The 24,631-nt window shown below is 44.7% G+C and carries 18 protein-coding genes; 8 read left to right on the top strand and 10 right to left on the bottom strand.

The annotated features are described in order from the left end of the window. Nucleotides 1-22 precede the first annotated feature (22 nt). Entirely contained in the window at nt 23-2,251 is a 2,229-nt protein-coding gene (locus DFP79_RS11790; RefSeq protein WP_208111424.1) for a GGDEF and EAL domain-containing protein, read from the top strand. Between the two features lie 53 nt (nt 2,252-2,304). On the opposite strand, the gene DFP79_RS11785 is transcribed toward DFP79_RS11790, so the two are convergent. From DFP79_RS11785 to DFP79_RS11755, 7 genes are all read right to left on the bottom strand, one after another. Continuing rightward, nucleotides 2,305-3,369 carry a LacI family DNA-binding transcriptional regulator gene (locus tag DFP79_RS11785; protein WP_133504132.1) on the bottom strand — a complete coding sequence of 355 codons (1,065 nt, stop codon included), beginning with the start codon at nt 3,367-3,369 and terminating at the stop codon, nt 2,305-2,307. An 86-nt stretch (nt 3,370-3,455) separates the two neighbouring features. Next, on the bottom strand, nt 3,456-5,075 hold the full coding sequence (locus tag DFP79_RS11780) for an alpha-glucosidase family protein (protein WP_133504131.1): 1,620 nt from the start codon (nt 5,073-5,075) through the stop codon (nt 3,456-3,458). Between the two features lie 32 nt (nt 5,076-5,107). After that, a complete protein-coding gene (locus tag DFP79_RS11775) occupies nt 5,108-6,205 on the bottom strand; it encodes an ABC transporter ATP-binding protein (protein ID WP_133504130.1) in 1,098 nt (365 codons plus the stop codon). Nucleotides 6,206-6,306: 101 nt separating this feature from the next. Further along, entirely contained in the window at nt 6,307-7,443 is a 1,137-nt protein-coding gene (locus DFP79_RS11770) for a carbohydrate ABC transporter permease (protein ID WP_133504129.1), read from the bottom strand. Between the two features lie 2 nt (nt 7,444-7,445). Continuing rightward, the gene (locus tag DFP79_RS11765; RefSeq protein WP_133504128.1) at nt 7,446-8,456 is read right to left on the bottom strand and encodes a carbohydrate ABC transporter permease; all 1,011 of its coding nucleotides are present in this window, start codon (nt 8,454-8,456) and stop codon (nt 7,446-7,448) included. Between the two features lie 145 nt (nt 8,457-8,601). After that, the gene (locus tag DFP79_RS11760; protein ID WP_133504127.1) at nt 8,602-9,963 is read right to left on the bottom strand and encodes an ABC transporter substrate-binding protein; all 1,362 of its coding nucleotides are present in this window, start codon (nt 9,961-9,963) and stop codon (nt 8,602-8,604) included. A 480-nt stretch (nt 9,964-10,443) separates the two neighbouring features. Next, nucleotides 10,444-11,412, bottom strand: coding sequence for a carbohydrate kinase family protein (locus DFP79_RS11755; RefSeq protein WP_133504126.1), 969 nt, complete (start codon nt 11,410-11,412; stop codon nt 10,444-10,446). 203 nt (nt 11,413-11,615) lie between these two features. Between DFP79_RS11755 and DFP79_RS11750 the strand changes: the two genes are divergently transcribed. Continuing rightward, nucleotides 11,616-12,362: a response regulator gene (locus DFP79_RS11750; RefSeq protein ID WP_133504125.1), complete on the top strand. Its 747-nt coding sequence runs from the start codon at nt 11,616-11,618 to the stop codon at nt 12,360-12,362. Beyond that, nucleotides 12,346-13,800 (top strand): ATP-binding protein, encoded by a 1,455-nt coding sequence (locus DFP79_RS11745; protein WP_133504124.1) that lies wholly within the window; start codon nt 12,346-12,348, stop codon nt 13,798-13,800. Before DFP79_RS11750 ends, DFP79_RS11745 begins: the two co-directional genes overlap by 17 nt. An 18-nt stretch (nt 13,801-13,818) precedes the next feature. Here DFP79_RS11745 and DFP79_RS11740 read toward each other — a convergent pair whose 3' ends face one another. Continuing rightward, nucleotides 13,819-15,549 carry a putative bifunctional diguanylate cyclase/phosphodiesterase gene (locus DFP79_RS11740; RefSeq protein WP_166637695.1) on the bottom strand — a complete coding sequence of 577 codons (1,731 nt, stop codon included), beginning with the start codon at nt 15,547-15,549 and terminating at the stop codon, nt 13,819-13,821. Nucleotides 15,550-16,021: 472 nt separating this feature from the next. On the opposite strand from DFP79_RS11740, the gene DFP79_RS11735 reads away from it, so the two are divergent. The 5 genes from DFP79_RS11735 to ushA all read left to right on the top strand — a co-directional run bounded on the left by DFP79_RS11735 (nt 16,022) and on the right by ushA (nt 22,610). Further along, on the top strand, nt 16,022-17,272 hold the full coding sequence (locus DFP79_RS11735; RefSeq protein WP_133504122.1) for an ABC transporter substrate-binding protein: 1,251 nt from the start codon (nt 16,022-16,024) through the stop codon (nt 17,270-17,272). Between the two features lie 223 nt (nt 17,273-17,495). Then, nucleotides 17,496-18,425 (top strand): carbohydrate ABC transporter permease, encoded by a 930-nt coding sequence (locus tag DFP79_RS11730; RefSeq protein WP_133504121.1) that lies wholly within the window; start codon nt 17,496-17,498, stop codon nt 18,423-18,425. Beyond that, nucleotides 18,418-19,299, top strand: a complete 882-nt coding sequence (locus tag DFP79_RS11725) for a carbohydrate ABC transporter permease (RefSeq protein ID WP_133504120.1) — start codon at nt 18,418-18,420, stop codon at nt 19,297-19,299. The genes DFP79_RS11730 and DFP79_RS11725 overlap by 8 nt, the downstream gene beginning before the upstream one ends. A gap of 100 nt (nt 19,300-19,399) precedes the next feature. Beyond that, nucleotides 19,400-20,509 carry an ABC transporter ATP-binding protein gene (locus DFP79_RS11720; RefSeq protein ID WP_133504119.1) on the top strand — a complete coding sequence of 370 codons (1,110 nt, stop codon included), beginning with the start codon at nt 19,400-19,402 and terminating at the stop codon, nt 20,507-20,509. A gap of 490 nt (nt 20,510-20,999) precedes the next feature. Then, complete coding sequence (ushA, locus tag DFP79_RS11715) at nt 21,000-22,610, top strand: bifunctional UDP-sugar hydrolase/5'-nucleotidase UshA (RefSeq protein WP_133504118.1); 1,611 nt, start codon at nt 21,000-21,002, stop codon at nt 22,608-22,610. 111 nt (nt 22,611-22,721) lie between these two features. Here ushA and DFP79_RS11710 read toward each other — a convergent pair whose 3' ends face one another. Next, nucleotides 22,722-23,711 carry an alpha/beta hydrolase gene (locus tag DFP79_RS11710; RefSeq protein WP_133504117.1) on the bottom strand — a complete coding sequence of 330 codons (990 nt, stop codon included), beginning with the start codon at nt 23,709-23,711 and terminating at the stop codon, nt 22,722-22,724. 242 nt (nt 23,712-23,953) lie between these two features. Next, complete coding sequence (locus tag DFP79_RS11705; RefSeq protein ID WP_133504116.1) at nt 23,954-24,484, bottom strand: hypothetical protein; 531 nt, start codon at nt 24,482-24,484, stop codon at nt 23,954-23,956. Between the last annotated feature and the right edge of the window lie 147 nt (nt 24,485-24,631).

Here is a 24,631-nt window from a genome sequence, read left to right as displayed (position 1 = left end):
TACGTTCAACTTTAGAATATTTTTGACCCTAATAATCAGCACTGTCTTTATTATGTCAGTCTTTGTAGCGGCTCGGTTTCACTTTTCTAGCATTGAATTTGATAAGGATCTTAATTTTCAAATAGCCCAGTCGGCCAATAGGATTGGCGAAGCAGTTAAGCCCGCTATATGGACTCTTTTCAGCAGTTCAGTAAAACGCTCATTCTCCGATGAATTTTCTTCCAGCCTACTCGACTCGGAACTGCAAAATAAGTTTCTAAAAGGCATCGTTGTTTACAGCCAGTTCGGTCGAAGATACATGGGAAGAGTAAAAGTAAATCAATCCACTGCACCGTATTCAACGTCCATGAGAGAGAAATTACTATCAGAATCCGACTTAGTGAGTTCTTACCCTATCAAAATCGAAACAATGACTTTTGGAAGAGTCGAACTGTTCATCGACTTAAAGGATCACAAAGAAGCGCAGTTTCGATCTTTAATGATCGAGCTTCTTCAGATCGGGATAGTCTCAATCTTTTTCGTTTTTATTTTGTATTTTTCCATAAAGAAAGCCTTAGCCGAACCTGTCAGTCGCCTTCAAGTCGCAAGAAAAACCTTTGAAAGCATGGGTGAAGGTGTCGTTTTCACCAACAGTGATGGTTATATTTACGATTCAAATCCCGCCTTCCTCACGTTCTTAAAAACAACAAACAACGCCATCACTAACAAACACATCGACGACTTTCTCTTAACGACATTCTCACAGATTAAAAAACTCATTAATGAAAACCCTTCCCAAGCAAGTTGGACAGGGGAATCCGAGTGTTTACTGGAAACCCACAAAATTCCCGTTTGGCTTATCGTTACCCAAATCAGCAGTAAAAAAAGTGATGTAAGCGATGAATATGCGTTTATCGTCAACGACATTTCTGAGGACAAAGAGCAACGAGAAAAGCTGCGAAAGTTGGCTTATTACGATGTTCTCACTGGCTTACCAAATCGCCAGTTCTTTGAACGGGAAATAGAAAACCGTATTCAAGAGGCAAAATCCAAACACAGAAAAGTAGGCCTGATCTTTATCGACCTAGATAACTTCAAACACATTAACGATGGTCTAGGTCATGAAAGTGGCGACATCGTCATTACCGAGGCAGGCACGCGGTTACAGCAGAACATAAAAGAAGGCTGCTTTTTAGCTCGATTGGGCGGCGACGAATTCACCATCATTGCAGACGATATTATCAGTGACGATTGTCTTGAAACGCTTGCCAATAACTTAATTAAAGCCTTTCATAAGCCGTTTATCATTCACGAAGTAGGCTACAAAGTCAGTATTAGCGTGGGGCTGTCGACCTTTCCAACAGACGCTGCAGATAAAAAGAACCTGATCAAAAATTCAGATATCGCCATGTACAATGCCAAACGACTTGGCAAGAGCCAGTATTCATTCTTTTCTCACGCTTTGAATGACGAGTTTACCCATCATTTAGACGTGTACCGAGACATAGAATCTGCACTGGAAAAACAGGAATTTACGCTGTACTTCCAACCTAAGATTGATTTAATCGACGATAAAATCGTCGCTGCTGAAGCGCTCATTCGCTGGATAAAGCAAGATGGATCTCTCATTAGACCTGATAAATTTATTCCTATCGCGGAAGAAACCAAACAAATTATTCCGATAGGAGAGTGGGTTATCCAACAAGCGATCGCTCAACTTCTATCGTGGAAAAACACCGAACTCAGTGAGTTATCAATTTCCGTAAACTTATCTACCGTTCAACTTTATGATGAAAATATCGTTCATTATTTAAAAGAGAACTTGCAAGAAAGCGGCATCAGACCCGATCTACTTGAAATTGAAATAACCGAATCTTCCATCATCAAAAATATGGAACGTGCAATTGATATCTTGAATCAGATAAAAAGTTTGGGGGTGAAATTATCACTGGATGACTTTGGAACAGGTTACTCGTCATTAAGCTACTTACAACGCTTGCCCGTAGACACGCTCAAGATTGATCGCTCTTTTATTGCGACGGCGACAAAAGAAAATGTGAGCGGGAAGATACTTAAAACAATCATTGAGCTTGCCCAATCTCTGTCTATGGAAGTGGTTGCAGAAGGCGTTGAAGACATTGAACATCACCAGCTCATCGTCATGCATCACTGCCAATATGGACAAGGCTACTATTATTCACCGCCCATGGCAGAAGACACGTTCGAACGTTACGCTAGAGACAACCAAAAGCAACTCACCGTGATCCAATAAGGAAGGGCACAAATCTCTGTTAGAACGTGTTCCGCCTTCCTTGTATGTTCAGATCAAGACAAGGTGTGTGGGCAACTTTCGCGAATGACCAATTCTGTTTCCAGAACGACGTCTTTCTCCTCGCGAAGGCCGAGAAATACTTCCGCAGCGACACGCCCTTTTTCAACCGTTTGCTGGTGTACGGTCGTTATTGAAGGGTGAAAATTTCCACTCTCTGGAATGCCATCAAAACCGACAACCTGAAGCTCTTCAGGTACCTTAATGCCCATATGCAATGCAGCTTGAACGGCCGCAATGGCAATCCGGTCACTCATACAAATTAATAGTTGCGGTCTGTCAGCCATGGTCAAGGCTTCACGTGCAGCTTGGTAAGCCAACTTATGGCTGTTGATTGGAATATGCCAGACACGCTCAGACGGTAGGCTCATTCCAGTCTCTTTGAGTGCTCTTTCATAGCCTTTTAAACGCTGAATGGAGATTGACGCCGCCGCATCCCAAAGCTCATCTTCACGGATACGACATACCCGATCCGTATCCAACAACGCCAGCCCCATAATAGCGACACTGGATGGCTTATGAGACAACGCATGACGAGCAATTTGATAAGCGCTCTCGGAGTTTTCAACGTTGACCGATGTCATGCCCTTTATAAAGCTGTCGACCGTAATAACGTTTTTATTCGAAACAAGCCAAGGTGCGTTTTTACACTGCTGAGGTTTATGGCCGTACACCACAAATCCATCCACCATAGAGGCTTGCATTCTAGACTTGGCATCCTGCTCCGATTCATAGGCAGACAGAAGCAGCATGTTGTAATCGTTTTCACTCAATACCTCTGCCATTCCTTTTAAGAATTGGTTGGCTACAGGATCGGTAAGCGAGTAACTCAGATCGTCTGACAATACGATCCCCACAATCCCCGTACGGCCGGTACGTAGGCTTCGAGCTGCCGCGTTTGGACCAAAATAGCCCATTTGTTCACATTCATTCAGAATGCTCTGACGAAGATTGGCCGAAAGCTGATCAGGTCGATTAAACGCATTAGAGATGGTGGCAGTTGATACATTAAGATGATCGGCCACGTCCTTGAGAGTCAGTTTTTTACTATTATTTTTCATACTATTCTCAAATATAAGCCAGCGATATGAACCACTCAATCCATTGTATGTGGCTCATTAATCACAGTTCAGTTGTCGCAATTTAATTAAACAAGTTTAACATAAGCGACTTGATAAGGTGGCAATGTAACCGTGTTACCAGAAATAGATACATCGAAGCCATGCCCTTCAATCGAAGTTTCTAGCGTGCCTTCAAGTTGAGCTGTATGCGTGTCTGCGGTCATATTCAACACAACCACCCAACGCTCACCTTCAAATTCACGAACAAAACTCACCAATTTCTCGTTTCCTACTTCAACCAAAGTCAAAGAACCGTTAACAAGTACTGACTGTTGTTGGCGCCATTTTATAAATTGGCGTACCTTGTGAAGTAAGGCACTCGTATCCTTTTCCTGTTCCGCTACACTCAAAGGCAACTGATTTGCGTCGACAGGTAGCCATGGCTCAACGTTTGAAAAACCACCCTGCTGAGTATTCTCCCAAACCATTGGCGTACGACAACCATCACGACCTTTAAATACAGGCCACAAAGGAATGCCATAAGGGTCTTGTATGCGCTCAAACGGTACGTTAGCTTCCGGTAGGCCCAGCTCTTCACCTTGATACATACACACACTGCCACGCAAAGACATAATCAATGCTAATGCAACGAGAGGATACGCTTGTGGATCTTCCTCGGCACCCCAGCGAGTGCGTGAACGCACCACATCGTGGTTAGACAGAGCCCAACAAGGCCAACCGTCTCCAACAATCTCATCCATATTCGCCAATACTTCGCGAATATATTCTGGAGAATGAGGCTTATTTAAGAAATCAAATGTATACGCCATATGCAGCTTATCGCCACCTGAGGTGTATTCAGCCATGCGCTCAAGAGGGAAATCATCTCCGATCTCCCCTACCGTTGTTGTACCAGGATACTCATCCATCATCTCGCGCAAGTCTTTAAGGAAGTCCAAGTTTTCAGGACGACTTAAGTCATATACATGACGCTGGTAAGAGTACGGGTTATCTTCTGGAGCGCCTTTGGTTTTTGGCTCACCGGCAGGAACTGGTGGGTTATCTTCAAGGCCTTCGCTGTGGAAGTAAAAGTTAACCGTATCCAAACGGAATCCATCGACACCTAACTCTAACCAGAAGCGCATGTTATCCAAGTTCGCCTGACGTACTTCAGGGTTATGGAAGTTCAAGTCTGGCTGAGTGTCTAAAAAGTTATGCAGATAATACTGAAGACGACGACTGTCCCACTTCCATGCGCTTCCACCGAAAATAGACAGCCAGTTATTTGGTGGCGATCCATCGGGTTTAGGGTCTGCCCAAACATACCAATCCGCTTTTGGATTGGATTTATTTTGGCGGCTCTCTTCAAACCATGGATGCTGATCGGAAGAGTGACTGATAACCTGATCAATCATAACCTTAAGGCCCAAATCATGGGCACGATCTGTCATCTCTTTAAAATCGGCCAATGAACCGAACATAGGGTCAATGTCTCGATAATCAGACACATCGTACCCAAAGTCCTTCATGGGTGAGGTAAAGATTGGAGAAAGCCAAATCGCATCGACACCTAAGGAAGCAACATAGTCTAGTTTGCCTGTAATCCCTTTTAGATCGCCGACACCATCACCATTGGAGTCCATAAAACTGCGTGGATAAATTTGGTAAATAATCCCGCCTTTCCACCAATTAAGATTGGATGTCATAACCTTCTCCAAATTTTAATTCTTTATCTCAATTACAAGCAGCGGTAAGACTGCTCATCTTGATTAAATAGATGCAGTTTTTCCGGTACTGCGGTCACGCGTATTGTATCGCCTTTCTGAATCTGAAGAGTACCTTGCTGCTTAGAAATAACAGCCTCTTCCAAACCAGGCACGGTAATATACAACAGAGTTGCTTCACCTAGAGATTCAACAAAAGACACTTCACCTTCCAATAACGCAGGTTCGCCGTCTTGTGCCAGTGCGAGGTCCTCAGGACGTACACCGAAGAAACCTGGCTTACCGCTGTCACCCGCTGGTGATGCAATTGGCGTATTGATTGAGAATGTATTCGCTACTTTAATTTGAGTATTTTCTCCAGCAGTCTCAACGATGCACGGCATTACGTTCATTGCAGGAGAGCCGATAAACTTCGCGACAAATACATTTTCTGGGTTTGCATACAGATCCAGAGGTGAACCCACTTGCTCAATATTACCCGCAGAAAGCAAAACAATACGGTCCGCAAGCGTCATCGCTTCAACCTGATCATGCGTTACATAGATCATGGTCGAATCAGGCATGCTTTCTTTTAAATTCGCAATTTCCATTCGTGTCGCAACACGAAGAGCCGCATCTAGGTTAGACAAAGGCTCATCGAATAGGAAAACTTTAGGGCGACGTACAATCGCTCGGCCAATCGCGACACGTTGACGCTGACCGCCTGAAAGCGCTTTTGGCAAGCGATCTAAATAAGGAGTCAGTTGTAGCATCTCAGCAGCGCGACGCACTTGAGCATCCACTTCTTTCTTATCAATTTTCGCGATTTGAAGGCTGAACGCCATGTTGTCGTACACCGTCATATGCGGGTACAACGCGTAGCTTTGGAACACCATCGCCACACCACGTAGTGAAGGTGGGACTTGAGTTACATCTTGATTGTCTATTTCAAGCGTGCCAGAAGAGATGTCTTCCAAGCCAGAAATCATACGTAAAAGCGTTGATTTACCACAACCTGATGGACCAACGAATACAATAAATTCGCCTTGTTTAATATCTAAGTTAATGTCGCGCATTACTTCGACATTATTCGAGTAGACTTTCTTTACGTTGGTTAATTTTACATTTGCCATCTTAATCTTACTCCGTTGTCGCTCTTGTGAGCATAATGCCTTCCTTTCTTGTTATGCAATTTATCGCTGCTAGGAAGGCATTCAGTTATTTTTGCTGTTTACTATTTAACAGAACCCGCTAATAAGCCACGTACTAAATAACGTTGCAGCCCGAAGAAAACACACAGCGGGATAATAATCGTAATAAACGCGGACGCTGTCAGAATTTCCCAATTACCGCCGCGAGATCCGAGAAGCTCACGCAAACGACCAGTCAATACAAGACTTTCTTCCGTATTCCCCAAGAATACCGTGGCAATCAACAGATCATTCCATACCCATAGGAATTGGAAGATCGCAAACGATGCCAGTGCAGGGAACGACAACGGTAATATAATTTTGCGGAAAATCACGAAATCAGAGGCGCCATCCACGCGTGCAGATTCAATAATTTCACCGGGTAGACCGGAAATGTAGTTACGCAATAGATAGATCGCAAGCGGTAAACCAAACCCAGTATGTGCGAGCCATATCCCGACATACCCTTTAGCATCAACACCGAAGAAAGCGCCTATTTTGCTGTACACCGTAAGCAAAGGAATCAACGACATTTGCAGCGGTACAACCAACAGTCCGACCACACCCGCGATTAGTAATGCGCGTCCCGGAAACTTCATCCAAGCCAATGCATACGCAGCAAACGCCGCAATCAAAATCGGAATAACGGTTGCCGGAATCGTAACGGTTAAAGAGTTAATAAAAGACTGACCTAACCCTTCTGAACTCATGACGGTGCGATAGTTGTCCAGCGTAAAACGAGGCGGTATTTCGGCCGTATAGAAAATACGAACACCACGACGGAAGGATTTTTCTGAAATCACTTCATAGTCGCCATTTTCCATCACCTTGAACCTAACATCGCGACGGCTTTTGGCTTCTTGACCGGGCGCAAATGCTTCTGGTTTTAGTGAGCTAATACCGAACTTAGTCACCTCACCGCTTCCACCTTCTAGCAGGTTTCCACGCAACACATACACGCCGTTTTCCTGAATTTCGGATTCAGCGCCAGCAGTACGATAGACTTTTTGCTGCTCAGAAGCAGACAAGGCAGTCCACCAGCCAGAGACTGACAACTGGTCTTTATCACGAATAGACGAAATAAACAGTCCAGCCGTTGGAATCGTCCACATAATAACTAAAAAAAGCACGGTTGCATGAACAACCAGATTTAATGCAGAGCCTTTATTTGATGTAACCATGATTAACGACCCTCCATTTCAGCATTGGCGTTTTTAATGTTCCAGACCATAATCGGTACCACCAAAGCCATGATAACCAAAGCAATTACTGCGCTTCGACCGTAATCACCGCCGCCTTGGAACAGCCAACTAAACATCTGATTTGCGAGAACTTGTGTTCCCCATTGCCCGTTTGTCATGGCCAATACGATATCGAAAACCTTCAACACCAGAATGGTAATGGTTGTCCAGACAACAGCAATCGTGCCCCAAATTTGTGGTACCATGATGCGGAAAAATATCTGAAGGCCACTCGCGCCATCCAGTACCGCTGCTTCAATGGTTTCATCTGGAATACCACGTAATGCAGCAGACAAAATCACCATAGCAAAACCGGTTTGAATCCAAACCAATATGATCATTAGGAAGAAGTTGTTCCAGAATGGTATTTGGATCCACGTCTGCGGCTCACCACCAAAGAACACAACCAGCGCATTTAATAGGCCGATTTGTTCATCGCCGCCACTGCGGTATTCGTAAATAAACTTCCAAATAATGGAAGCACCAATGAAAGAAATCGCCATTGGCATGAAAATTAAACTTTTGGCAATGTTGCCCCACCAGATACGGTCTGTCATTGTCGCAATGATTAAACCGAAAAAGGTCGATAAAGTAGGCACAACAATCAACCACAGCATGTTGTTGCGGAACGATTCTAAAAATTCACCGCTCTGGAACAGCCAAATGTAGTTGGCAAATCCCACAAATTCTTCCCCAGTACGGCCATAAAAAGACAAGATGGCGGACTGTACTACTGGATAAAACAGATAAAAAACCAATAGCAGCAAAGCAGGCCCTAAGAACAACCAAGGGCGAACCTGATTAACGATACGCAAATTTCGTGCGATGACTTCTGCGGGGCGGTTTTTTGATGGAAAGATAGAGTCCAAGAGCGCGTTAGAGCCATAAAAATAGCCTGCGCAGGCAAGGACGCCAAGGGTCATGGTCACAAACGCAATAGCGAGCTGTCCCATAGAGTCTCCGTTTTACAATGTTTGATTACGTGGAGTCACAAAAATGCGAGTATTCGATGAGAGTCCGTTCTCTAAATAGCAGTTAAAAATAAAGCGTCAGGTTTCATCAACCTAACGCTTTATGGCTATTTATTCTTAAAGTGTTTTACTTAAGAGCATCCCAAGTTTTTTGGATTTCTTTCGTAACGCTTTCTGCGCTTTCTCCGTCAGCATAGTTAACCATGCCAGTCCAGAATGCGCCTGCTCCAATTTTACCTGGCATTAGATCAGATGCATCAAAGCGGAATGTCGTAGCGTAACGTAGAATTTCACCTTGTTTTTTAGCCGTCTCCGTCGCATACAACTCAGGGTTTGCACCCAAATGAGCACTTAAGAAGCCTTTTTGAGCCATCCAAAGTTCGTGTGCAATCGGTGAGCGAATGAAATCGATGAATTCACGAGCCGCTTCAGAGTCATTGGTAATACTGACCAAGGTACCAGCACCCAGTACTGGGCTACCCAGATCTTTTGACTCATATGAAGGGAAGTAGAAGAAATCCGCATCAAGGCCTAGCTCAACGTCTTCTGGGAAGAACGCAGGAACGAAGGATGCTTGACGATGCAAATAACATTTTGGTGGTGATGCAAACAATCCTTTAGGGCTATCACGGAAATCAGTCGCCGCGACCGCTTTCGTACCGCCATCAACAAAGGCATCGTTATGAGCAAACCAACCGAACTCTTCAACAGCACCAACAACACGAGGATCATCAAACTTAATGTCGTTTGTTACCCATTGGTCATACACATCAGCAGGTTGAGTACGAAGCATTAGATCTTCTACCCAGTCTGTCGCTGGCCAACCCGTTGCAGCGCCTGAACCCAGACCGATACACCAAGGAGTGCCGCCATCGGCAACAATTTGCTCAGTCAACGCTTTTAGGCTTTCCATGGTTTTAGGCACTTCGTAGCCTGCATCATAGAAGTTATCAGGAGAGTACCACACCAACGATTTCAGATCGGCACGGTAGAAAACACCGTACAAGTCTTTATTTCCGTCTTGGTCTTTGAAGGTAGCAAGATCAACCCAAGATTGCCCTGCGGCATAATCTTTCTTAATCGCATCTTTATCTTCATCATCTAATGGCGTTAGCAAACCTTTTGCTGCTAAATCCGCCGCCAGACCTGGCTGTGGGAATATAGAAATGTTTGGCGCACTGCCAGCTTGTGCATCAATAACGACTTGCTGCTCAAACGAATCAGAGCCTGCATAACTTACTTTTGCACCCGTTGCATTTGCAAAATACGCAATAACTTTATCAAAACGTTCTTTCTCAGAACCCAACCAAGGGCCAAATACAGTCAAAGATTGACCTGTCAAATCGACAGATTTCAGATCTTCATAGCTAGACCAGTGGAAACGAGAATCTTGGCCAGGTTCAAAAATTAAACCATCATGACCATCTGCGTAAGAGAACGAGGCACTGAGAGTTGCAGCAACAGCTACAGACAAGAGACGCTTTTTCATATTCACTCCTCAAATCGGCTTCATGCGCTAGAGCATAAAACCTTGTTGTTATTATCTGTTGGGGATAAGTTTATGTATAACCTTAACACACCATCTTTATGCATTAAGATGACCTAGAATTATTGTCAATCGTTCAAAGTTCATCAAGCAAGATACAGACTTAAATTTAACTTAATTTTAGAACATACCAGTAGAAAATTAGTACAGAAACCATCAAGCTATTTAGATCAATTGCTTACAAAGCAACCTACACTGGTTATAAGTCATACAAAAAATTTATAAAACAAACCAATCAGATTAAATTTGACACAATTTTATGGAGCAATAATATCACGGTTAACCCGCAGAGTTTGCTTTTGATTTGTAATTTGGAAGTGAGAGACAAGGCTCTTAAGAAAATCTTAATCGTTTTAAGATCCTGGAAATTCATTCACCTTCTATTTTCGAAAATGAATGAATTTTTGGGCAGGTTATAACAGGTTAAATTTGAGCTAAACGCGCTTCGACCTGTGCCAAGTTAGGCAACGATGGATACGCGCCGAGTCGCGTAACAGAATCAGCACCGCAAGCGACAGCAAAACGTATAATTGCATGAAGCTGGTCAGCGGTTAGCGACTGAATGGAAGCACGATCTCCCGCTTGTTCCGCAAGCTGATAAAGTAATCCACCCACAAAGGCATCACCTGCTGCAGTGGTGTCTTTCACAGCAACGGTTGGTGTTTGTACCTCACCTTCTCCTGCCAAAGTATAATAACGAACAGGGTTCCCACCGTCTGTCAGTACGAACACTGCGACTTCATTTTCAAGCGACGCTTTAATCAACTCAAAAGGGTCTGACGCTAAAACGCTTAGCTCTTCAAGGCTCGCTTTCACGACATCCGCAGCTTGCATCCATTGAATAACGCGCTCTGAATCCACTTCATTGTTCGGCCATAAGTTTGCACGTAAATTGACATCAACGCTCACGACCCAATTTGCTTCTTTTGCCAACGCCATTCCCGCCATCGTTGCAGCAGTAATATTGTCGTCAGTAAGCGTGTTTGAGCAGGTATGGAAAACACCTTGGTCACTCTCAAACCAGCTCGACTGAAAATCGTCACTTGCAAATAACATATCAGCAGAAGGGTTACGATAGAATTCAAAGCTACGCTCCCCGGTCTCGTCAAGGCTAACAAACGCCAATGCTGTTTTTGCTTCCTTGGTCATGAGCATGGCATCGGTTTTTACACCGTATCCTTCAAGCTCACTTTTTAAGAAATGACCGAACGCATCATCACCAACTTGACCAACAAAGTGGCTATCGCCACCCAACAATGCCGCAGCAACCGCGACATTCGCAGGCGCACCACCAGGGAATTTCGTAAACGTTTCTAATTCACCTGTTTGAATCGCACCATTGGAAAGAAAGTCGATTAACGCTTCACCAAAAGAAAGTATTTTTGTTGTCATAACTGTTTGTCTCAAATGTTCAAAGGCATATACCGGAAGTTTGATGAAAAAGTATGCGGATAGAAGGGCATTAAATCAACTAAATTTATTTAATGCCCTTCTATCCGCATACTTTTATAAATTTAACTTATTTTTTGCGTCTCTATATCATAGGTGAGGTTTTACAGTATCATTTGATAAATTAGGGACTAGGATATGTTGTTATGACAAAATCAAGGTATGTTTATGTAGTCGACGACGACAATGATATCCGCTCATTGTTAAAATCTTATCTTGAACGACATCAATTCCAAGTATTAACTGCAGAGTCTGGCGAAGCGTTTCTAGAGAATTTTCATCCCGATCTCGGCGTTGAACTCGTCATTCTAGATATCATGCTACCTGGGCAAGATGGCTTTGCAGTCTGCCGTGCACTTCGATCCGTATCTGAAGTGCCTGTCATCATGCTTACCGCCAATTCCGATGAGATGGATCGAATCATTGGTCTTGAGATCGGGGCAGACGATTACTTAGCAAAACCGTTCAACCCTCGCGAACTACTGGCACGGATGAAAGCCATCCTCCGCCGTATTGAACCTAGCGACATTACAAAAGAAGAGCCCGAAAAAAGCAAAGCCTGCCGCTATTATCAATTTGCCCAATTTACACTGGATACATTATCCCGAGAGCTGATGTATGAAGACAGCAAAGAGGCATTAACAGGAGCAGATTTCAATTTACTCATGCTGTTCTTAGCAGGGCCTGGAGAAGTATTAAGCCGAGATTATATTGCCGAAAACACCCGAGGTAGAGACAGCGCGCCGCTGGATCGCTTTATCGATGTACATGTCAGTCGACTAAGACAACGCTTAAAAGAAGATGCTCGACACCCCCAACTGATCAAAACCGTAAGGGGCGAAGGCTATATCATGACCGCAACCGTAGAAACACGTAATGAGCTTGCTGAGTAAGCGCCTCTCGCGCTGGTTTCAGTCTTTAACAGGGCAAATCCTCATTATAATGGCGCTTGGTGTAGCCAGCGCCCAGCTCATCAGTTCGGCCATTTGGTTGCGCCAGATCGAGACAGATACGGAGAAAAATGTCCAAGAAGTATCGACTCATATGGCCTTTCGTATTGCCGCAACCGTCAGCTACTTCAGCTCTCTTCCGCAAAATTATCGCCACATTGTCATTGATCAGCTGCAAGATATGGGGGGAACTCGATTTTTTGTTACGCTTAATAAAACACACATTCATATAAACGCTCTGCCCGAATCGAAACTCAAAAACATCGTGAAGGACGAAATTCACGATACGCTTTCACGTCAACTGGGCATCCATAACGCAGATATTTCGTTCTCCAGCCCTACCAACTTACATGTCATCAATAATCAAACCAAACTGTCGGATTTACCCGAACGTTGGGGGCATCATAGCCTGATGATGAAGCCGTTAACCCCTCCTATTGTCGTCATCCAGATTCAAATCAATGAATCTGATTGGTTGTACTTAGCGAGCATAATGCCCTCCCCGTACTTCCTTGATGAATCCTCTCTGTTAACGGCCGACCGTTTATTCTCGCTGACGGCGTCAGTGATTACCGTACTGTTGCTGACGCTTCTTTTTATTCGACGTGTGACACGCCCACTTGCGCTACTTGTCCGAGCTGCGGAGCAATTTGGTAAAGGAGATTGGAAGCCTCTAAAAGAAGACGGCGCACTGGAAGTCCGAAAAACCGCCCACGCATTTAATGACATGCAAAAGCGCATTCAACGCTATGTTGATGACAGAGAACGTTTGTTTGCTTCCATTTCTCACGATTTAAAAACGCCCATTACACGTCTACGCTTGCGCGCTGAAATGCTCGACGAAGACGAGGCTCGTGAAGCCATGATCCGAGATTTGGAAGATTTGGACATGCTCGTAAAAGGCGCGCTTCAGAGTGTAAAAGAGACGGACATTCACGAAAATCGCGTCGAACTCAATATCGAGCGCTTACTAAAAGACATTCAAAGCTCAGCCAATATTCAAGGCACCAAAGTTCAGGTGTCAGGAACATTGCTTCACCCTTACGTCGGCAAACCATTGGCGATAAAACGCTGCATCGGCAACCTAATAGACAATGCGCTCTATTACGGCAGTAGCGCAGACATCATCATTGAAGACACCGAAGATTCATTGTGCATTCGTATCCGTGACAAAGGGCCAGGGATTCCGCTTGATAAACTGGATAAAGTCTTTCAACCCTACACGCGATTGGTTCCTGAGCACGTTGGACATCATCCTACAGGAATGGGACTAGGCTTAAGCATCGCTCGCAACATTGCCCGAGCACACGGCGGAGAAGTGTCGCTCAGTAACCAAGCCAATCAAGGGCTTGAAGCGAGACTTTGGCTACCAAGGCATTAAAAGTACCTTGCCTACTTTCTAGTAGGTTTCTTGTGCTTTGTAGCCAATTTCTGGGAATAATATTTGATTAAGTAAACGCGATGGAATCGGTGGACTGAACACAAAGCCCTGCACTTTATCGCAACCAATGTCTTTCAATGTTTGTTTTTGCGCTTCCGTCTCAACACCTTCAGCGACCACATCAAGAGACAGGCCTTTCGCTAAGAAAATAATGGCTTGGGTAATGGTAGGATCGGACAATTCCACCCCCTCTCCACCTGAAATAAAGGTTTTATCTATCTTTACACAATCAATGGGCAAGACTTTCAAATACCGCATTGAAGAGTACCCGGTACCAAAGTCATCAATGGCAATTCTGACGCCCGCCTGCCGGATCTCTTGAAGAATAAAGATATTGCTCGCGCCAGTTTCCACTAACGCTTCTTCCGTCAATTCTAACTCAAGAAGCCCTGGGTCAATATCATAGCGCTTTACCTTTTCCAGAAGCTTTCCAGTGAATTCTGGAAGCTTAAGGTGTCTAGGCGATATGTTGACGGCAATGGGAATACGAGCGCCTAAATCACGCCATTGGGCAATTTGCTTACACGCCACTTCAAGTGCCCATTCGCCAATAGGAATGATCGCGCCGGTTCGAACCGCTTCAGGGATAAAGTCTCCTGGCATTCGGATCGAGCCATCCGGCATGGGCCAACGAATCAAAGCTTCAACCCCAATAACAGTTTCGCTTTTCAAATCGATTTTAGGTTGATAATACAGCTCAAACGCTTCTGTCTCGATGGCATGATTCAATTCACGTTCTAATGTCAGCATATGCTTAAGTTTTTCCTGCATACGCTCATTAAATAGCAAAAATTGCTGATCAAGTTGCTGCTTACATTCGTACAAGGCCATATCGGCTTTTTGCATGAGTTCGGTACAATTTGTTCCATGCTGAGGGTACATCGCGACCCCCATACTTGCACTTACCTCAATAGAATGTTCACCGATAATGGCGGGACGAGTAACCGCATGTAGAATTTTGCCAGCAATCAAACTGGCATTATTAGGGCGCTCAATATTGTCCAGTAACAAAACGAACTCATCCCCGCCAATACGAGCAACCACATCGCTTTTACGGATTGAACGATCAAGACGTTGGGAAATAAGCGTTAGCAACAAATCCCCTACATGATGACCTAACGAGTCATTTACTTGCTTAAAGCGATCCAAATCCATGAAAATAACGGCAATTTGATAGGAATTTCGTCTCGCTCTAGCAATCGCTAATTCAGCATGCTCTTCAAAAATCAGACGATTACCTAACCCCGTCAGCGGGTCACGTTTCAATAATTGAGCAATTTGGGTTTCTATGTATTTTCGTTCTACAACGTGGCGGATACTGCGTTCGAGCAAGCCACGAGTCAATTCAGATTGAGGAATAAAGTCCGAAGCCCCCAGATGTAGCAACGCTTCTTCAAGTTCAGAGACATCTTTCGTCACACGATCGTCATTCAAGACAATAACAGGCATCTCAAAGCCGACAATATTGGCATGCTTTAAAAAGTCCGTTGCGATCAAGCCATCCACCGACATGTCTAGCAAGACCAGATCAAAACGGTCACTCATCAATCGTGCGATGGATTCGTGAAAGCCATTTGCAACATCGACCGAGAATTCCGTTTTCTGGCATTGCTCCAGATAACGGCGAACGACGCTAGGAGGTTGATGCTCACCTTCAACTAATAATAATGTGTAGTGTTGTTTTTCCATTAACATTCACTCTTAATTTTGAGTTAGTTTTACTCACTTATCGTGACTCTTACGCCCTCTTTCCTAGTAATAAGGACGTCCATAATAAAAGATCCGGCGAGTCCCGATAGTATAGTGCACCTCTGAAAATTGCAGAGTACTGGCCACAAACTGTACAAAATTTAACCTTAGTTCCAATATGTAACTTCCCAGTTACACTTTGATAAATTGCATCGCGTAACATTGTTCTTCGTTAAAACCCATTAGAGATTAATCAAATACAGCTTGCAAGACTTTGTTACACTAGGTTGCTCTACTTTACTCCCACAGCAACAAGGCTTTTGCTATCTTCAGGGTAAGCTTCATTTAAGCTATTTATTAGCAGCGGATTCATATATCAGGCGCTTTTGCCTGAACACAATCCAATCTGAACGCTTACTAAGAATCATAAAATACGTGATTACGACAGATAACAATAACAAGGGTTACTATCATGAAAAAAATTGCATTCGGTTTATCTACCGTGGCTTTATCACTTGCCGCTGCCACAGCTCAGGCAGGCGAAGTAGAAGTTCTCCACTGGTGGACATCAGGCGGTGAAGCAGCAGCGATTAACGTTCTTAAACAAGAAATGACCGATGCCGGTCATACCTGGAAAGATTTCGCTGTAGCTGGCGGCGGCGGTGAATCCGCAATGACGGTTCTTAAATCTCGCGCAATTGCTGGCAACCCTCCTGCCAGTGCTCAGATCAAAGGCCCCACTATCCAAGAATGGGGTGATCTAGGTTTCCTAACAAATCTTGACGATGTCGCAGCAAAAGGCGAATGGGATACAGTACTTCCAAGCGTGGTCAGCAGCGTAATGAAGTACGATGGCCACTATGTTGCAGCGCCCGTGAACGTTCACCGTGTAAACTGGATGTGGGCAAACCCTGAAGTCTTCAAGAAAGCGGGTGCGAGCATCCCGACCACATGGGATCAATTCATCACAGAAGCGAAAAAAATCAAAGCCGCTGGGTTCACGCCTTTGGCGCACGGCGGACAAGCTTGGCAAGACGCAACACTATTCGAAGCCATTGCTCTGGCGAAAGGATCTGATTTCTACAACAGTGCTTTCCTATCTATGTCTGACGAGACATTGCGTAGCCAAGACATGATCGATGTATTTTCTACGTTCAAAGCCATGCGTGAATTCGTTGATCCAGGTTTCTCAGGTAGAGACTGGAACATCGCAACGTCTATGGTCATCAACGGCGAAGCAGCTATGCAAATCATGGGTGACTGGGCGAAAGGCGAGTTCACCGCAGCAGGTAAAAAAGCCGGTATAGACTATGTTTGTTACCCAGCACCTGGCACCAGCGGTCAGTTTACCTTTAACATCGACTCATTAGCGATGTTCGAAGTGGACAGCGAAGACGCGCAAATGGCACAACAAGACCTTGCTCGCCTTATCCTAGAACCGACATTCCAAGAAACATTCAACCTGAATAAAGGTTCGATCCCTGCACGTTTAAACATGCCTCGTGACAAGTTTGATACCTGTGCACACGCATCTATGGACGCATTTTTAGCCAGCGCTTCAACGGGTGATTTAGTACCGAGTTATGCTCATGGCATGGCAGTGAACTCTATGGTTCAAGGTGCGATCAATGACGTTGTAACAAACTTCTTCAACAGCGAATCCATGACCGCTGAAGAAGCGGTCGACAAGTTAGCTCGTGCAGTGAAAGCCGCTAATATGTAATTCACTCTCTGATCAGGCTTTCATCTGAGCATTTGATGGAGGCCTTTTCGAAGACTGTACTCTAAATAAAACGCAGATGGATTGAGCTTTTCAAACTCTGTTGAGAATCTTAACCCTTCTGTGTTTTATTTAAATTCACTCTTTCAAAGAGATTATTTTAAATCGTTACGCTTTTAGTTAACCGTTTTGAAATGACCTCTTTCATAGCGAAGAAACATCAATTATGACTACTAAATCCGCCAATTCTGGGTCAGGAATGACTCAGTCAAGGCGTCCTGCACGCCTTAGTTTGGCCGACTGGATGCCCAAACTGGTTATGGCACCGACTGTCATTACGACGATAGTGTGCATTTACGGCTATATGATATGGACTGCCGTACTGTCTTTTACCAACTCGCGTATGCTGCCAACGTACAAATTTGTCGGTACCGCTCAATATGAACGCCTTTTTGAAAACGACCGTTGGTTGGTTGCCCTGTCGAATTTAGGTGTATTTGGTGGATTGTTCATCCTAATCTGTCTGTTTCTAGGGGTTATGCTGGCCATTTTCCTAGACCAGAAGATCCGAGCTGAAGGCGCCATTCGAACCATTTACCTTTACCCAATGGCGATTTCTTTCATCGTAACGGGTACCGCTTGGAAATGGCTCCTCAACCCAACCAATGGTATCGAGAAAATGATGATCGAGTTTGGGTTTGAAGATTTCAAATTCAACTGGTTAAGCGACCCAGACATGGTGGTTTACTGTCTTGTTATTGCCGCCGTTTGGCAGGCATCTGGCTTTGTTATGGCGCTCTTTTTAGCAGGCCTTCGCGGTGTTGATGGCGAAATGATAAAAGCCGCGCAACTTGATGGCGCAGGCATTTTCACCACCTATCGTCGCATCATCTTGCCATCACTGAAACCCGTCTTTTTCAGTGCTTTAGTGATTTTGTCCCACATTGCGATTAAGAGCTTTGATTTGGTGGCGTCTTTAACAAACGGTGGTCCGGGATACTCATCAGACCTTCCCGCTAACTTCATGTACACGCACGCTTTTAACCGCAGCCAGATGGGACTCGGCTCCGCCTCCGCTATGGTGATGCTGGGTTGTGTTCTTGCCATCTTAATCCCATACCTGTACTCAGAATTGCGAGGTGAGCGTCATGAGTAATATTGCAAAACGCCAAACCTCTACACTCGATAAAGTACTGCGCGTTGCACTGTATGTAACGTTGCTTGCCATGGCATTCGTTTACCTAGCGCCCTTCATAGTAATGCTGCTAACGTCACTGAAAGACGTCGAAGAGATCCGTACAGGAACCTTACTCTCGTTGCCAGCAAGCTTAGATTTCTACGCTTGGGGTAAAGCATGGTCGGGTGCCTGTACAGGCGGAACATGTGAAGGCATTGCGCCTTACTTTCTTAACTCTTTCCAGATCGTTATTCCCGCCGTTTTGATTTCTACGATTGTCGGTGCGCTGAATGGCTATGTTATTTCACACTGGAAGTTTCGCGGTAGTAACTTCTTCTTCGCCGCTTTACTACTGGGCTGCTTTATCCCATTTCAAGTGATTCTTTTGCCGATGGCGAAGACATTGGGCTGGTTGGGCGTCGCCAACACCACATCAGGGCTGGTGTTTGTTCACGTCGTCTACGGTGTTGCCTTCACGACGCTGTTCTTCCGTAACTTTTATCAAGCGGTTCCGGCTGAATTGGTAAAAGCAGCGCGTTTAGATGGAGCAGGTTTTTTTACCATTTTCTATCGTATTATTTTGCCAATCTCGACTCCGATCATTGTCGTAACGATCATTTGGCAATTCACACAAATCTGGAACGACTTCCTATTTGGTGTCGCCTTCTCAGGGTTTGATACTCAACCTGTAACGGTCGCACTGAACAACTTGGTAAATACCAGCTTTGGCGGTAAGGAATACAACGTCGACATGGCTGCTGCCATCATCGCCGCATTACCTACATTACTCGTCTATGTATTGGCAGGTAAATACTTTGTCCGCGGTTTAACCGCTGGTGCGGTAAAAGGTTAATCACATTTTATTCGAAGCACACGCCGACTGATTCAGGTGAGTTTCATGAGAGCTGAGCCAACAAGACGGCACGCTCGTTACAGTATTCTGGAGTAAAAACATGGCAAATTTAGTCATTGAAAATGTTAAAAAGCGTTACGGTCAAAATGAGATCCTAAAAGGCATCAATATTTCCATCGAGACGGGTGAGTTCCTAATTCTAGTTGGTCCGTCTGGCTGTGGTAAATCGACTCTTATGAACTCGATTGCGGGTCTAGAAGAAGTAAGCGATGGTCGCATTATGATCGATGGGCAAGACGTCACCTTTGCAAGCCCGAAAGACCGCGACATCGCAATGGTTTTTCAATCATATGCCCTGTACCCAAACATGACCGTTGCAGAGAACATTTCCTTTGGTTTGGAAATGCGTAAAGTCCCTAAAGAAGAACGCGAAAAGGAAGTCTCTCGCGTGGCAGACATGCTGCAAATTGGACACTTACTGAAACGTAAACCCGCGCAACTATCAGGCGGACAACGCCAACGTGTAGCTATGGGTCGCGCATTGGCACGTCGACCAAAAATGTATCTGTTTGATGAGCCGCTGTCCAACCTTGACGCTAAGCTGCGTGTTGAAATGCGCACCGAGATTAAAAAGCTCCATCAAAAGCTGGGCACCACCATTGTTTACGTAACTCACGATCAGATCGAAGCAATGACATTAGCAGACCGTATCGCGGTCATGAAAGACGGTGAAGTACAGCAACTTGGTACACCTCAAGAAATCTACGATGATCCAGCCAACTTATTTGTGGCTGGCTTCATGGGCTCACCGGCGATGAACTTTATTCCCGCGCAAGTTGTTGAACAAAACGGTGTGTGTGCTTTGTCACTAAAAACTCAATCCAATGTGGTATTGCCCTTCCCTAAACCTGACGCTCTTTCCGGTCACCTTGGTCAAACCGTATTACTTGGCTTGCGCCCTGAGATGATCACCGAACCTCAGCCCCATAAAGAAGGTTTAGAGTTTGTCGTAAAAGCCGACATCGAAGTGGAAGTTACAGAACCGATGGGAGCAGACACCATGATTGTCACACGCATTGAAAACGCCGAAGTAAACTGTCGTTCAAACCCCGCGTACTCCGCTCAACCAGGCGACACCATCGCCATGATGTTCGACACGTCTAAGGCCGTTGTCTTTGATTGCGAAACCGAAGAACGTTTAGACAAATAATACTCCAACATACTCTTAAGTATGTACTTTTCGACCAGCCTTCGGGCTGGTTTTTTTCGCCTCTCGATTGTATTTTTTACTCAAAAAACGAAAATATAATAACAATGAAGAACAAGCAGATGAGCACGATTCTGAAGCAAAGCCCTTAGTAGAATAATGTCTACTCAAGCCACTGGCAGAAAGCACTCCACCTAGATATCCGTTCTAACAACTTACTGTTAAAACACGTTCAATTTTGAAAAAATCACCCTTAAGTCCTGTATCTATCAAACGGTATAGGGCTTTTTTTATGCTTATTCCTTCCTTAAATTGGCCTCAGTCTTACTAAATCTGATCAAATGGTTAATTATTGTGCTATTTGCACTCGAACTTGTAACAATTATGAGATAGAGTGATATGACGTCGTTTTGTCCAAAACAAAAACCGCATAATCAGTTTGGTTCAAACGAGTGTTAAACGGATCACTAACAACTCTGCAAGGTAAGTAATAATGAAAGCAACTCGCTATTTTACGCATCTAGCTGTGTCAGGCGTTGCTCTGGCAGTAGCTGGCTGTTCAGTTATGTCTGGTACGTCTGAAGGCCCAATGTGGGAACAAGATAAAGAGTACAACCTAACTATACTTCATACGAACGATCACCATGGTCGCTTCTGGAAAAACGGCAAAGGCGAGTACGGCATGGCTGCTCGTAAGACGCTGATTGACAACATTCGTGAAGAAGTTGCATTAGAAAACGGTAACTCGTTGTTGCTTTCAGGTGGTGACATCAACACAGGTGTTCCAGAGTCTGACCTACAAGACGCAGAGCCAGATTTCCGTGGCATGAACATGCTTAAGTACGATGCAATGGCATTGGGTAACCACGAATTCGACAACCCGATCTCTGTACTTAAACAACAGCAAGAGTGGGCGGGTTTCCCATTCCTTTCTGCAAACATCCTAGACAAAGAAACAGGCAAGCCTCTGTTCGACGCGTACAAAATCTTCCAAGTTGAAGACCTTCGCGTTGCAGTAGTCGGTTTCACTACCGATGATACAATCCGTATCGGTAACCCTGAATACCTTGAAGGCCTAGAAATCAAATCGCCTGTCGAAGTGGCGAAAACCTTGATTCCTGAGCTTCGCAAAAAAGCGGACATCGTCATTGCTGCGACTCACATGGGGCACTACGCAAACGGCAACTACGGTGGTAATGCACCGGGTGACGTAACACTAGCCCGCTCTGTACCCGGCATCGACATCATTGTTGGTGGTCACTCTCAAAACCCATTGTTCGAACCTGATGTGCAAAATGGCACACTCATTCTTCAGGCATACGAGTGGGGTAAATACGTGGGTCGTTTAGACTTCACGTTCAAAAACGGCGAAATCGTAGCTCCAGATTACCGACTCATTCCAGTTAACTTGAAGAAGAAAGTGAAACAGGCTGACGGCACTAAGAAGCGCGTATTCATCGAGAAAGAAATTCCTGAAAACGCTGAAATGCTAGAAATGCTGACACCTTTCCAAGAAAAAGGCCAAGCAGAGCTTAATGTTAAAATCGGTTACGCAACGGCTGACCTAGTAGGTGAGCGTAAAGTTGTTCGTAGCAACGAGACTAACCTAGGTAACTTGATTGCTACTGCAATGATGGACAAAGTTGGCGCAGACATCGGCATCATGAACTCTGGTGGTATTCGCGACAACATGGAAGCAGGCGACATCACCTACAAAAGCGTATTGAAAGTACAGCCTTTCGGTAACGCGATCTCTTACGTTGATCTAACGGCTGAAGAGCTTAAAGATTACCTATCTGTTGTTGCTGCGAAGCAACAAGGAAGCGGTGCTTTCGCTCAATTCGCAGGTGTTGCTCTAACGCTTAAAGACGGCCGTGCAACTGAGATTCAGGTAAACGGTGCGCCTTTAGAAGAAGGTAAAACGTACCGCATCGCGATTAACAGCTACGTAGCAACAGGCGGCGACGGTTACCCTAAAGTAACGGATCACCCTAACTACGTGAACTCTGGCTATGTTGATGCAGATGTATTGGTTGAATACTTCCAAAACAACTCTCCAGTAGACGTTGCAGCATTCGCTCCATCTGGCGCAGTTAAGCGTTAAGACTCTTCTTTAACTCTGCGTAATGCTAAAAAGCCCTGACAAGTTATCTTGTCAGGGCTTTTTTAATTCTTCTTTATTATTTCTTATCTTTGATCAAAACGCGTTAACGCTCTAATCAATATTACGTTGTATAAAATTATCCACAATATCGAGCATATCATCTTGCCAATACGGCGCTCTGCCGTGATCTGCATTGTGCAATCGAATCATGCGCGCAGGTTGCTTGTGCTTTTTTAACGTTTCAAACAACATCACACTTTGTCCAAAAGGGACTAATCGATCTTTGTCACCATGAACAATCAAGTACGGTGGCATATTTTCTGTGCTGGAAACATAGTGCATAGGGTTGGCAAGCTTGGCTTTATCTTTGTTCTCCAAAACATTTACCCCACCCAATAACATACCTTCTGGCGAATTCGGCTGAATATGATCGTAAGTGGACGGCTCTTCGTTCATCTTATCGATGGCTGTTGGTCCGTAGTAGTCCACAACCGCCTTTAAGGTAATCGCAGGTTTTGTCGTGTCGTCAAAATCACGCGTATCAAGCGTTGCACCCACCATCGCAGACGTATGGCCGCCGGATGAATCCCCCCAAACAATCATATTATTAGGATCACCCAAATATTGCTTAGCATGAGCCTTCATATAATGAATCGCGGTTTTGGTATCTTCTACCTGTGCTGGAAACGGAGCAAGAGGTGACGGCCTGTACTCTACCATCGCGACCACATAACCACGCTCAGCGAAACGAGCAAGTTGCGCTAATCCATTGTCCATATCTTGTTTAAACCAAGCAGAGCCTGGAACATAAACGATCATTGGAAATTGGCTATTTTCCTCTGTTTCACCCAGCACTCGTCTAAGCTCTGGTCGAATAATGGTAAGGTGCAAATCCATATCCGATTTGTGCGCATACTTCACCTTCGTAAATGTACGCAAAGAACGTCGGTCTCTTTGAGCATTCAACGTTTCAATGCCGTCAGTGGACACTGTGCTGAACGGGAAGTCTTCAAAACTGGAAGGTGTCGCAGGAATGATGTGATCGTGAGCCAAGACGTTCAAGCTGAACGTAAGCGCGATAAGCGGTAAACCGTATTTCATACAAAATCCTTATTATTGTTTTCAAACAAACGGCCCAAAAGCAAGGTACAGAGAGTCCATTGCAACCGAACCCGTATTCGCCATCTTAAACCTCTCAAGTGTCGGATGAAAATGCTTTGTTCGCTATTTCAATTTCTGCTTTTTGATTTCGATTTGTGCGAATAATAAGGGCGCACACCTGCGAGAGTTGCTGTGCCGCTTTTCCCCCTTACTTAAGAGGGAGACAGAAGCAAGTCTTTAAATCAGCGTTTATAAGTAAGCGTCCAAGTAAGCGGTTTGGGCAACTTTTCCGACTCCAGTGTCGCAGTATATTCCAATGTATTGGGATCGGTCAGCAGCCAATAATTGGTGCGCGTTCCTCGGTCAGAAGCAAGCTCGATGGTTAGGCTCTTTTCATCAAACTGGACAGTATTGTAAATCGTTCTGTCTTTATCATCTTCAGCCTTCGTCTCATAGCGAAGAGCATTGGCAGGCAACTCTTGTGCTGACTCGTCGCCACATTGCCAAAGAACGGTTTTGCTATCGAGCAGTATCTGCCATGTGTCGCATACTTTTGTTTCTTTTTTCAGAATGGGGCGGGCAAATGAGCGAACAAAGAAGTTCATATCTGCCACCACTTCGTCAACTGAGCGCTCTAGCTGTTTGGAAATATCACCCTCTTGATTCAATTGCCAAACCCCTTCAATCGGCGAGGCAGCCAACGTATTCATAGCTACAAGAGCACTGATAGAAACAACAGAGCCCATAACCCTTCTAAAACACGCTCGTTTCATGGTTTTTCACCTCTTGTTTTTATTGTTGGTATTCATTGATAAACGGTACAAGTTTGACACAGACCGGTCTCAAATTTAGGCGCAAAAAACATCAAACTGGGTGACATATTGAATCAATATCTCTCTACCATCTAATCCTACGAATGT

The sequence above is a fragment of the Marinomonas balearica genome (genome assembly GCF_004362145.1).
In the GTDB taxonomy this organism is placed as follows: Bacteria; Pseudomonadota; Gammaproteobacteria; order Pseudomonadales; family Marinomonadaceae; genus Marinomonas; species Marinomonas balearica.
Note: the sequence above shows the minus strand (reverse complement) of the source record. Positions and strands in the feature narration are given on the sequence as shown.

What these genes read in the sequence shown, in the direction of transcription:
- DFP79_RS11785 (WP_133504132.1), bottom strand. Translation starts at nt 3,369, where the DNA reads ATGAAAAATAATAGTAAAAAACTGACTCTCAAGGACGTGGCCGATCAT.
- DFP79_RS11780 (WP_133504131.1), bottom strand. Translation starts at nt 5,075, where the DNA reads ATGACATCCAATCTTAATTGGTGGAAAGGCGGGATTATTTACCAAATT.
- DFP79_RS11775 (WP_133504130.1), bottom strand. Translation starts at nt 6,205, where the DNA reads ATGGCAAATGTAAAATTAACCAACGTAAAGAAAGTCTACTCGAATAAT.
- DFP79_RS11770 (WP_133504129.1), bottom strand. Translation starts at nt 7,443, where the DNA reads ATGGTTACATCAAATAAAGGCTCTGCATTAAATCTGGTTGTTCATGCA.
- DFP79_RS11765 (WP_133504128.1), bottom strand. Translation starts at nt 8,456, where the DNA reads ATGGGACAGCTCGCTATTGCGTTTGTGACCATGACCCTTGGCGTCCTT.
- DFP79_RS11760 (WP_133504127.1), bottom strand. Translation starts at nt 9,963, where the DNA reads ATGAAAAAGCGTCTCTTGTCTGTAGCTGTTGCTGCAACTCTCAGTGCC.
- DFP79_RS11755 (WP_133504126.1), bottom strand. Translation starts at nt 11,412, where the DNA reads ATGACAACAAAAATACTTTCTTTTGGTGAAGCGTTAATCGACTTTCTT.
- DFP79_RS11750 (WP_133504125.1), top strand. Translation starts at nt 11,616, where the DNA reads ATGACAAAATCAAGGTATGTTTATGTAGTCGACGACGACAATGATATC.
- DFP79_RS11745 (WP_133504124.1), top strand. Translation starts at nt 12,346, where the DNA reads ATGAGCTTGCTGAGTAAGCGCCTCTCGCGCTGGTTTCAGTCTTTAACA.
- DFP79_RS11740 (WP_166637695.1), bottom strand. Translation starts at nt 15,549, where the DNA reads ATGGAAAAACAACACTACACATTATTATTAGTTGAAGGTGAGCATCAA.
- DFP79_RS11735 (WP_133504122.1), top strand. Translation starts at nt 16,022, where the DNA reads ATGAAAAAAATTGCATTCGGTTTATCTACCGTGGCTTTATCACTTGCC.
- DFP79_RS11730 (WP_133504121.1), top strand. Translation starts at nt 17,496, where the DNA reads ATGACTACTAAATCCGCCAATTCTGGGTCAGGAATGACTCAGTCAAGG.
- DFP79_RS11725 (WP_133504120.1), top strand. Translation starts at nt 18,418, where the DNA reads ATGAGTAATATTGCAAAACGCCAAACCTCTACACTCGATAAAGTACTG.
- DFP79_RS11720 (WP_133504119.1), top strand. Translation starts at nt 19,400, where the DNA reads ATGGCAAATTTAGTCATTGAAAATGTTAAAAAGCGTTACGGTCAAAAT.
- ushA (WP_133504118.1), top strand. Translation starts at nt 21,000, where the DNA reads ATGAAAGCAACTCGCTATTTTACGCATCTAGCTGTGTCAGGCGTTGCT.
- DFP79_RS11710 (WP_133504117.1), bottom strand. Translation starts at nt 23,711, where the DNA reads ATGAAATACGGTTTACCGCTTATCGCGCTTACGTTCAGCTTGAACGTC.
- DFP79_RS11705 (WP_133504116.1), bottom strand. Translation starts at nt 24,484, where the DNA reads ATGAAACGAGCGTGTTTTAGAAGGGTTATGGGCTCTGTTGTTTCTATC.